Below are 8,439 nucleotides of genomic sequence, written 5' to 3' on the forward strand. Positions count from 1 at the left end.
CTGCCTAGCATGGAGCCATTCAACAAGGACATCCAGCATGTACAACAACAAGCCCCACCAGGAACACGACCTCGACCGCCTGCACCGGCACATGCTGCAAACCCGCCTGGCGCTGCTGGTCAGCCAGGGTGAACAGGGCCTGCTGGCCACCCACCTGCCGGTACTGGTCGAGACCGGCGAAGGCGAGTTCGGCACGGTCTACGCCCACCTCGCTCGGGCCAACCGCCAGTGGCAGGACCTGGAGCAAGGGGGCGAGGCGCTGCTGGTGTTTCCCGGTGCCGATGCCTACGTCAGCCCGAGCTACTACCCGAGCAAGGCGGACAACCCCAAGGTGGTGCCGACCTGGAACTACCTGGCTGTGCACGCCTACGGCCCGGTCGAAGTTATCCACAACGCCCAGTCGTTGCTGGGCATCGTCACCCGCCTCACCGAACGCCATGAACAACACCGCAACGAACCCTGGAAAGTGTCTGACGCCCCCAGCGACTACCTCGACGGCATGCTCCGCGCCATCGTCGGCATCCGCCTGCCCATCAGCCGCCTGCAAGGTGCGCGCAAGCTGAGCCAGAACCGCTCGGCGCAGGACATTGCCGGCGTGTGCGAAGGCCTCGGCGCCAGCAATGACCACTTGGACAACCAACTCGCCGCGCACATGCGCGATCTCTGAAGGAAAAGCCCATGAGCCACGTTACCCTGCGCCCGGTCGGCGCCCACGATCACGCCGCCTGGCGCTCCCTGTGGCAGGCCTACCTGCGCTTCTACCAGACCGAACTGGCCGACGAGATCTACGTCAGCTCCTGGCAACGCCTGCTCGACCCCAACGAGCCCACCCATTCGACCCTGGCCTGGGTCGACGGCAAGGCAGTGGGCCTGGTCAACTTCATCTACCATCGCACCAACTGGAGCATCCAGAATTCCTGCTACCTGCAGGACCTCTACGTGGACAGCGAGCAACGCGGTCTGGGTATTGGCCGCCAGTTGATCGAGCATGTCTACGCGACGGCCAAGGCCGCCGACTGCACGAAGGTGCACTGGCTGACCCATGAGACCAACGCCACCGCCATCAGCCTGTACGAACAGGTCGCCGAGCGGCCAGGCTTCATTCAATTTCGCAAAGCACTGTAGGCCGAACATGAACGACGCATTGAACTGGAAGCCCGCCGGCACACCCAAGGCCGACCCTATGGAAGGCCGTTTCATCCGCCTGGAAAAGCTCGATCCGGCCCGCCATGGCGACGACCTCTGGGAAGTACTGCAAGGTCCGGGTTCGGACCCGGTGCTGTGGGACTACCTGCCCTACGGCCCATTTGCCGAGCGCGCCGGCTTCGACCACTGGCTGCAAGGCAACGCCGCCAGCCGCGATCCGCTGTTCTACAGCGTGATCGACCGCGCCAGCGGCCAGGTTCAAGGCATCCTGAGCTACATGTCGATCGTCCCGGAACAGGGCCGCTTCGAGATCGGCCACATCGCCTTCGGCGCCGCCATGCAACGCACGCCGAAAGGCACCGAGGCGGTGTACCTGCTGGGCAAGCTGGGCTTCGAGCTGGGCAACCGCCGTCTGGAATGGAAGTGCAACGACGCCAATGCCCGCTCCAAACGCGCGGCGGAGCGCTTCGGCTTCGTCTTCGAAGGTGTGTTCCGTCAGCACATGGTGGTCAAGGACCGCAACCGGGATACGGCGTGGTATTCGATTACCGACGGCGAATGGCCGGCGGTGGCGGCGGGGTTCGAGCGATGGTTGAGTGTGGATAACCAGCAACCTGAAGGTCAGGCGAGGACGCTGGAGGCCTGTCGCCAGGGCTGACCTTATCGCGGGGCAAGCCCGCTCCCACGCTGGAACTCTGTTACCTGCGCGACAGCGTAGCCTGAAGGGCTGGGCGATCTCCCACGGTAATGCGTGGGAGCAGACTTGCCCCCAAGGTCCTCATCTGATCTGACGATGACGCCTGACGACGCCCATCTGCAGCCCGAACGGCTTGAAGACCGCATTCAGCGATTTGAGCGTGGGGTTGCCCTCCCCCTGTTCGATCTGGATCAACGTGCGAACCGAAACCTTGCACATCCGCGCAAACTGGGTCTGCTGCATCTTCGCCACTTCCGTACGCAAGCGCCTGACCGCTGCGCCCAGCTCCAGGCTGCCGTCGGCGATTCCCTCACGCACACCGTCAATCAACAACCCGCGGGCATCGATGGATACCGTCATGCCAACCCCCACTCGGCCATCCGCCGCTCAAGCTTGCCCAGCGCAATCGCCGGGTGATTCATGACTCGGCTTGCCAACCCCAGTCCGCTCAGGATATCGGGCAATGCCAGCAACTGGCGGGCATCCTCGCGCAAACGCTGGTACGCCTGCTCCGGGTCAATGACCGAGGCCAGGGCGTCGCACACCGCCATCCAGTCGATTTCACCAGCCCGCTCGATCGGCACTGGCCATTTGGTTGTCCGGGTTACCCCCTCCTGATCCATCACCATCGGCGCAAGGTCATAGATTGGCGCCAGGCGCACCGTATCGCGGGTGCGGATGATGGCGGTATTGCGTCCATGGTTGTCGGAGTTGCCCAGGATCTTGTTGATCAGGTCGCGGCGCAGGTAGTCCGCAATCAGCCCAGGCACCTGATCCGACTGCCCAGCCTCATGCCATAGGGCGACAAGGGTATCGATCACTTCCAGGTGACCCATACGGCTGCCGGGCTCGGTCACGCCGCACAACGAGTAGACCGACTCCACCGCAAGGCGCTGCACCCCCCCTGCGGACACCTTACGATCGAAGCGCGCCATCCAGAGGCTGGGCTTGCGGCCCTCCTCCAACGCCATATGTTCACTGGCGACCGTATCAATACCTAAACGCTGCAAGGCTTTGTAGTAGAGGTGCTCGGCTCGCAGAATCTCCTGGTCATCGACCAGTGCCTGGTTTCTGGCAAATTTGATGAACCAGTGACGGCGAGCGTGTTCGTCGGCAAGCACGGCATCCGGGTACAACTGCCCGCTTTCGTCCTCGGTCATCAACAGCTTCGGCGCTTCTCCGCCAGCACCGGTCGCACCGCCAATGGCCGCTCCCTGCTCATAGGCGTACTCGAGAAAGCGCTGATCCCGGGAAACGACATCCTCGCGGGTAAAACCGATGGGGCTTGCCAGATCCAGTTGCTCGAAGGACTCCTTGATGCGCAGGTTGCCGATCGGCGCAGGGGTGGAGCGCCCAAGCAGAAACAGGTCCTCTCCCATGCCGGCCGGCTTCTCGCGGCCAATATGCTTGAGCAGGAAACACTTGGCGGCACCAGCAGGCGCGATGTCGTAAAGGAATGCAGGGGCGTGGGGCAGGCGATGGTTGCCAAAATCCACCGGCAGCATTGCACTCGCCGCCCGGCAGAACAGGCTGTCATAGCCATCCGGATTCGCCCTGACGTAATCGGACAGATAGCCAAACTCGCAAGGGCTGGCGAGGCTGTGCTCCGGCTGTGCGAAGGCCATCGCCAGAGCGTCCTGCCACTTGCCGTCGTCATGGAGCTGGAGCGTAAGTCTGTGCATGGGCCGCCTGTGATTGACTGCATGTGAAGGGGTCAACCATTCCTTCGATATGCAGCATAGTGCAGATTTTTACAAAGGTTCAACAAATAATCTGCATCAAAATACATAAGCTTTAAAGCCTCCATGTCTTGTTCTGCAAAATAGTGCAGATGGAATGACAAAAAAAGGGGAGCATTCGCTCCCCAGAGGTTAACCGCTTGCAGATGAAGGCTTCTGTCAGCCTTCGATCTCGATCAGGATCTCGCCCGGGGTTACCCGGTCGCCCTTGGCCACGTGGATGGCCACGACCTTGCCGGCGATGGCCGCCTGGACTTCGGTCTCCATCTTCATCGCCTCGGTGATCAGCACTGCCTGGCCGGCCTTGACCACATCGCCTTCCTTGACCAGCACATCGACGATGTTGCCCGGCATGGTGGTGCTGACATGGCCCGGTTCGCTGGCCTGCTTGCGCTTGCTGCCGCCACCGCCGACGAAGTCGTTGAGCGGCTCGAACACCACTTCTTCCGGCATGCCGTCGATGGACAGGTAGAAGTGGCGCTTGCCTTCGGCCTTGACGCCCACGCCGGTGATGTCGACGCGGTAGGTCTCGCCGTGCACGTCGATGACGAACTCGGTCGGTACGCCCTCACCGCCCACCGAGCCCACCGCGCCGGCTTCCGGAATCGGCAGCAGGGCTTCGGGCTTGAGGGTGCCGGCTTCGCGCTCCTCGAGGAACTTGCGGCCAATGTCGGGGAACATGGCGAAAGTCAGCACGTCTTCCTCGGAGTGCGCCAGGCTGCCGATATCGGCACGCAGCTTGGCCATCTCCGGCTTGAGCAGATCGGCCGGGCGCACGTCGATCACTTCCTCGCTGCCGATGGCCTGGCGGCGCAGCTGCTCGTTGACCACGCCCGGAGCCTTGCCGTAACCGCCCTGCAGGTACAGCTTCACTTCGTTGGTAATGGTCTTGTAGCGCTCGCCGGCCAGCACGTTGAAGAACGCCTGGGTGCCGACGATCTGCGAGGTCGGGGTCACCAGCGGCGGGAAGCCGAGGTCTTCACGCACCCGCGGGATCTCCGCCAGCACTTCGTTCATGCGGTTGAGCGCGCCCTGCTCCTTGAGCTGGTTGGCCAGGTTGGAAATCATCCCGCCCGGCACCTGGTTGACCTGCACGCGGGTGTCCACGGCGGTGAACTCGCTCTCGAACTGGTGGTACTTCTTGCGCACGGCGTAGAAATACAGGCCGATCTCCTGCAGCAGCTCCAGGTCCAGGCCGGTGTCGAACTCGCTGCCCTTGAGCGCGGCGACCATCGATTCGGTACCCGGGTGGCTGGTGCCCCAGGCGAAGCTGGAAATCGCGGTGTCGATATGGTCGGCGCCGTTTTCCACCGCCTTGAGCTGGCACATCGCGGCCAGGCCGGCGGTGTCGTGGGAGTGGATGAACACCGGCAGCGACTGCTCGGCCTTCAGCGCCTTGACCAGCTCGCCGGTGGCGAACGGGGTCAGCAGGCCGGCCATGTCCTTGATCGCCACCGAGTCGCAGCCCATGGCTTCCATCTGCTTGGCCTGCTGCACGAAGGCATCGATGGTGTGCACGGGGCTGGTGGTGTAGGCGATGGTGCCCTGGGCGTGCTTGCCGGCGGCCTTCACCGCCTCGATGGCCACGCGCAGGTTACGCACGTCGTTCATGGCGTCGAAGATGCGGAACACGTCGATGCCGTTGACCGCCGCCTTGGCGACGAAGGCCTTGACCACGTCGTCGCTGTAGTGGCGGTAGCCCAGCAGGTTCTGGCCGCGCAGGAGCATCTGCAGGCGGGTGTTGGGCAATGCGGCGCGCAGCTTGCGCAGGCGCTCCCACGGGTCTTCCTTGAGGAAGCGCACGCAGGCGTCGAAGGTGGCGCCGCCCCAGACTTCCAGCGACCAGTAGCCGACCTTGTCGAGCTTGTCGCAGATCGGCAGCATGTCTTCGGTGCGCATGCGGGTAGCCAGCAGGGACTGGTGGGCGTCGCGCAGGATCGTGTCGGTAACAAAGATTTTCTTGGACATTGTTCGGTTCCTCACAGGCCTGCGTGCGCGGCGATGGCGGCGGCGATGGCCAGGGCCAGCTCTTCGGGTTTGCGCTTGATCGAGTAGTTGGTCAGTTCAGGGTGGCTTTCGACGAAGCTGGTGTTGAACTGCCCGCTGCGGAATTCCGGGTTGCGCAGGATTTCCTGGTAATACGCGGCGGTGGTCTTCACCCCCTGCACGCGCATGTCGTCCAGGGCTCGCAGGCCGCGGTCCATGGCTTCTTCCCAGGTCAGTGCCCAGACCACCAGTTTCAGGCACATGGAGTCGTAGAACGGCGGGATGGTGTAGCCGGTATAGATCGCCGTGTCAGTGCGCACGCCGGGGCCGCCGGGAGCGTAGTAGCGGGTGATCTTGCCGAAGCTGGGCAGGAAGTTGTTCTTCGGATCTTCGGCGTTGATGCGGAACTGCAACGCGAAGCCGCGGTGCTGGATGTCTTCCTGCTTGATCGACAGCGGCAGGCCGGAGGCGATGCGAATCTGCTCGCGGACGATGTCGATGCCGGTGATTTCCTCGGTGATGGTGTGTTCCACCTGCACCCGCGTGTTCATTTCCATGAAGTACACCTCGCCATCGGCGAGCAGGAACTCCACGGTACCGGCGTTCTCGTAGTCCACCGCCTTGGCTGCGCGCACCGCCAGGTCGCCGATATAGGCGCGCTGCTCGGGGGTGAGCTGCGGGCTCGGAGCAATCTCGATGAGCTTCTGGTTGCGGCGCTGGATCGAGCAATCGCGCTCGAACAGGTGCACCACGTTGCCGAAGCTGTCACCGAGGATCTGCGCCTCGATGTGCTTGGGGTTGACGATGCATTTTTCCAGGAACACTTCCGCCGAGCCGAAGGCCTTGGTGGCCTCGGAGATGACACGGGGGAAGTTCTGCTCCAGCTCTTCACGGCTGTTGCAGCGGCGGATGCCACGCCCGCCGCCACCGGAGGTGGCCTTGAGCATCACCGGGTAACCGATGCGGTCACCCTCGCGCAGGGCTTCATGGATATCGGCGACGTTGCCTTCGGTGCCGGGGGTGACCGGGACACCGGCCGCGATCATGGTGCGGCGCGCTTCGGTCTTGTCGCCCATGCGGCGAATGACATCAGCGGACGGGCCGATGAACTTGATTCCACGTTCGGCGCAGATTTCTGCCAGTTCGGCGTTTTCCGACAGGAAACCGTAGCCTGGATGCAGGGCATCGCAGCCGGTCTCGACAGCAAGGTTCACCAGCTTGCGCGGGTTCAGGTAGCCGGCCAGGGGCTCGGCACCGATGCTGTAGGCCTCGTCGGCGCGCTTGACGTGCAGGGCGTGACGGTCGGCGTCGGCATAGATCGCGACGGAGCGAATGCCCATCTCGGCGCAGGCACGCACGATCCGAACTGCGATCTCACCCCGGTTGGCGATCAGGATTTTTGTTATCACTGGAGTCTTCCCAAAGCCGTAGGAACAGACGATCCGGTTTTACCGGTCGGCGCGTGACCAGACGTCGCTGGCCAGTCGCATATTCACCCTAGCGCTGAAGATCGATAAACAAAAATCAATATTTGTTAGGGGCAGCATTAGCAAAAGCTTATAGTGAGGTAACAAGGTTTTGCCGGAGCCCCGGAAAAAATGCGTAAGTCCTTGATGCGTATGACTTTACGTCAACTGCAGGTGTTCAACGAGGTGTGTGATCTGCGCTCCTACAGCCGGGCGGCCGAGGAGATGGCGCTGACGCAACCCGCCGTTAGTCTACAGATCCGCCAACTCGAGGAGCTGGTCGGCCAGCCGCTGTTCGAGTACGTCGGCAAGAAGCTCTACCTGACCGAGGCGGCCGAGGCGCTGCAACGCGCCAGCCGGGATATCTTCGGGCGCCTGGAGAACCTCGACATGCAGCTGTCGGACCTGCAGGGCTCATTGCAGGGGCAGCTGAAACTGGCGATCGAGTCCAGCGCCAAGTACTTCGTGCCACACCTGTTCGCCGCCTTCAAGCAGCGCCACCCGGAGGTCAACCTCACCCTCACGGTGGTCAACCGGGCCCAGGCGATCCGGCGCCTTTCGGACAACCGCGACGACCTGACCATCATGTCCATGGTGCCCCAGGACATGGGTCTGGAATTCCTGCCCTTCCTCAACAACCCGATCATCGCCGTGGCACCGCCGGACCACCCGCTGTGCAAGCTGGAGCAACTGCGCCTGCAGGACCTCGAACCTCATACCCTGCTGGTTCGCGAGCAGGGCTCGGGCACGCGCAAGGCCTGCGAGGAGTTCTTCAAGGACAAGCGCGTGCACTTCACCCAGACCCTCGAGGTAGCCTCAACCGATGCCCAGCGCGAATGCGTGGTGGCCGGCCTGGGCATCGCCCTGCTGACCCGCCACGCAGTCAATTTGGAGCTGGCCACCGGCGTGCTCAGGGAACTGCCGGTGGAGGAGTTGCCGCTGTACCGCAGCTGGTGCCTGGTGCAATCCAAAAGCAAGCGCCAGTCGCCGGTCGCCTTGGCGTTCCAGGCGTTCATCCGCGGCGAACGTGCGCAAATCAGTGGGCTTGTTGAGCGTTTCTCGGGGAAGTTGCCGCCGATACCTGCCACACCGTGATGTCCTGCAGGTCGGGGTAGTCGGCCAGTTCGCGCAGCAGCTGGCGCTGGTCGCAGTAGCTTTCGATCGCGCGACGGAACTCCATGCGGCGCTGGTCCTTTTCCTGTTGCTTGCGAGCCTTGGCGTTGGGTTGGTACACACCTGCGTGATCATGTGCCATTGCCTGTCTCCCAGATAGGATGCGGGAGTTTCAGACTGGCCTTGGCGGTTTACGGTTTGGCGGAGGAATGGTGACGAAATGATGAAATCTGCGTGGGAGCGGGGGTTGGCCCCCCCTGCAAACCCCGGGCCACCCCCCCCCCAACCCACC

At 63.0% G+C, this 8,439-nt stretch carries 9 protein-coding genes; 4 read left to right on the forward strand and 5 right to left on the reverse strand.

What is annotated here, in order from left to right:
* Positions 1 to 37: 37 nt before the first annotated feature.
* From NMG10_RS14635 to NMG10_RS14645, 3 genes are read left to right on the forward strand one after another with little or no spacing between them, the layout of a single operon-like run.
* On the forward strand, positions 38 to 667 hold the full coding sequence (locus tag NMG10_RS14635; protein WP_232855413.1) for an FMN-binding negative transcriptional regulator: 630 nt from the start codon (positions 38 to 40) through the stop codon (positions 665 to 667).
* Positions 668 to 678: 11 nt separating this feature from the next.
* The gene (locus NMG10_RS14640; protein WP_232855414.1) at positions 679 to 1,125 is read left to right on the forward strand and encodes a GNAT family N-acetyltransferase; all 447 of its coding nucleotides are present in this window, start codon (positions 679 to 681) and stop codon (positions 1,123 to 1,125) included.
* A gap of 7 nt (positions 1,126 to 1,132) precedes the next feature.
* A complete protein-coding gene (locus tag NMG10_RS14645; protein WP_232855415.1) occupies positions 1,133 to 1,804 on the forward strand; it encodes a GNAT family N-acetyltransferase in 672 nt (223 codons plus the stop codon).
* Between the two features lie 120 nt (positions 1,805 to 1,924).
* Here NMG10_RS14645 and NMG10_RS14650 read toward each other — a convergent pair whose 3' ends face one another.
* From NMG10_RS14650 to NMG10_RS14665, 4 genes are all read right to left on the reverse strand, one after another.
* Entirely contained in the window at positions 1,925 to 2,203 is a 279-nt protein-coding gene (locus tag NMG10_RS14650) for a helix-turn-helix domain-containing protein (protein WP_186712271.1), read from the reverse strand.
* Positions 2,200 to 3,525, reverse strand: a complete 1,326-nt coding sequence (locus NMG10_RS14655; protein ID WP_254464603.1) for a type II toxin-antitoxin system HipA family toxin — start codon at positions 3,523 to 3,525, stop codon at positions 2,200 to 2,202. The genes NMG10_RS14650 and NMG10_RS14655 overlap by 4 nt, the downstream gene beginning before the upstream one ends.
* A 216-nt stretch (positions 3,526 to 3,741) precedes the next feature.
* Complete coding sequence (gene oadA, locus NMG10_RS14660) at positions 3,742 to 5,550, reverse strand: sodium-extruding oxaloacetate decarboxylase subunit alpha (protein WP_203649335.1); 1,809 nt, start codon at positions 5,548 to 5,550, stop codon at positions 3,742 to 3,744.
* Between the two features lie 11 nt (positions 5,551 to 5,561).
* Entirely contained in the window at positions 5,562 to 6,977 is a 1,416-nt protein-coding gene (locus NMG10_RS14665; RefSeq protein ID WP_203649333.1) for an acetyl-CoA carboxylase biotin carboxylase subunit, read from the reverse strand.
* Between the two features lie 204 nt (positions 6,978 to 7,181).
* Here NMG10_RS14665 and NMG10_RS14670 point away from each other — a divergent pair, with 204 nt between their 5' ends.
* Entirely contained in the window at positions 7,182 to 8,129 is a 948-nt protein-coding gene (locus NMG10_RS14670) for a LysR family transcriptional regulator (RefSeq protein WP_203649331.1), read from the forward strand.
* Here NMG10_RS14670 and NMG10_RS14675 read toward each other — a convergent pair.
* Positions 8,071 to 8,289: a PA3496 family putative envelope integrity protein gene (locus NMG10_RS14675; RefSeq protein ID WP_203649329.1), complete on the reverse strand. Its 219-nt coding sequence runs from the start codon at positions 8,287 to 8,289 to the stop codon at positions 8,071 to 8,073. The genes NMG10_RS14670 and NMG10_RS14675 overlap by 59 nt on opposite strands.
* Positions 8,290 to 8,439 lie beyond the last annotated feature (150 nt).

Source organism: Pseudomonas sp. DVZ6 (genome assembly GCF_024259445.1).
Lineage (GTDB): Bacteria > Pseudomonadota > Gammaproteobacteria > Pseudomonadales > Pseudomonadaceae > Aquipseudomonas > Aquipseudomonas peradeniyensis.

What these genes read in the sequence shown, in the direction of transcription:
- NMG10_RS14635 (WP_232855413.1), top strand. Translation starts at nt 38, where the DNA reads ATGTACAACAACAAGCCCCACCAGGAACACGACCTCGACCGCCTGCAC.
- NMG10_RS14640 (WP_232855414.1), top strand. Translation starts at nt 679, where the DNA reads ATGAGCCACGTTACCCTGCGCCCGGTCGGCGCCCACGATCACGCCGCC.
- NMG10_RS14675 (WP_203649329.1), bottom strand. Translation starts at nt 8,289, where the DNA reads ATGGCACATGATCACGCAGGTGTGTACCAACCCAACGCCAAGGCTCGC.
- NMG10_RS14655 (WP_254464603.1), bottom strand. Translation starts at nt 3,525, where the DNA reads ATGCACAGACTTACGCTCCAGCTCCATGACGACGGCAAGTGGCAGGAC.
- oadA (WP_203649335.1), bottom strand. Translation starts at nt 5,550, where the DNA reads ATGTCCAAGAAAATCTTTGTTACCGACACGATCCTGCGCGACGCCCAC.
- NMG10_RS14645 (WP_232855415.1), top strand. Translation starts at nt 1,133, where the DNA reads ATGAACGACGCATTGAACTGGAAGCCCGCCGGCACACCCAAGGCCGAC.
- NMG10_RS14650 (WP_186712271.1), bottom strand. Translation starts at nt 2,203, where the DNA reads ATGACGGTATCCATCGATGCCCGCGGGTTGTTGATTGACGGTGTGCGT.
- NMG10_RS14670 (WP_203649331.1), top strand. Translation starts at nt 7,182, where the DNA reads ATGCGTATGACTTTACGTCAACTGCAGGTGTTCAACGAGGTGTGTGAT.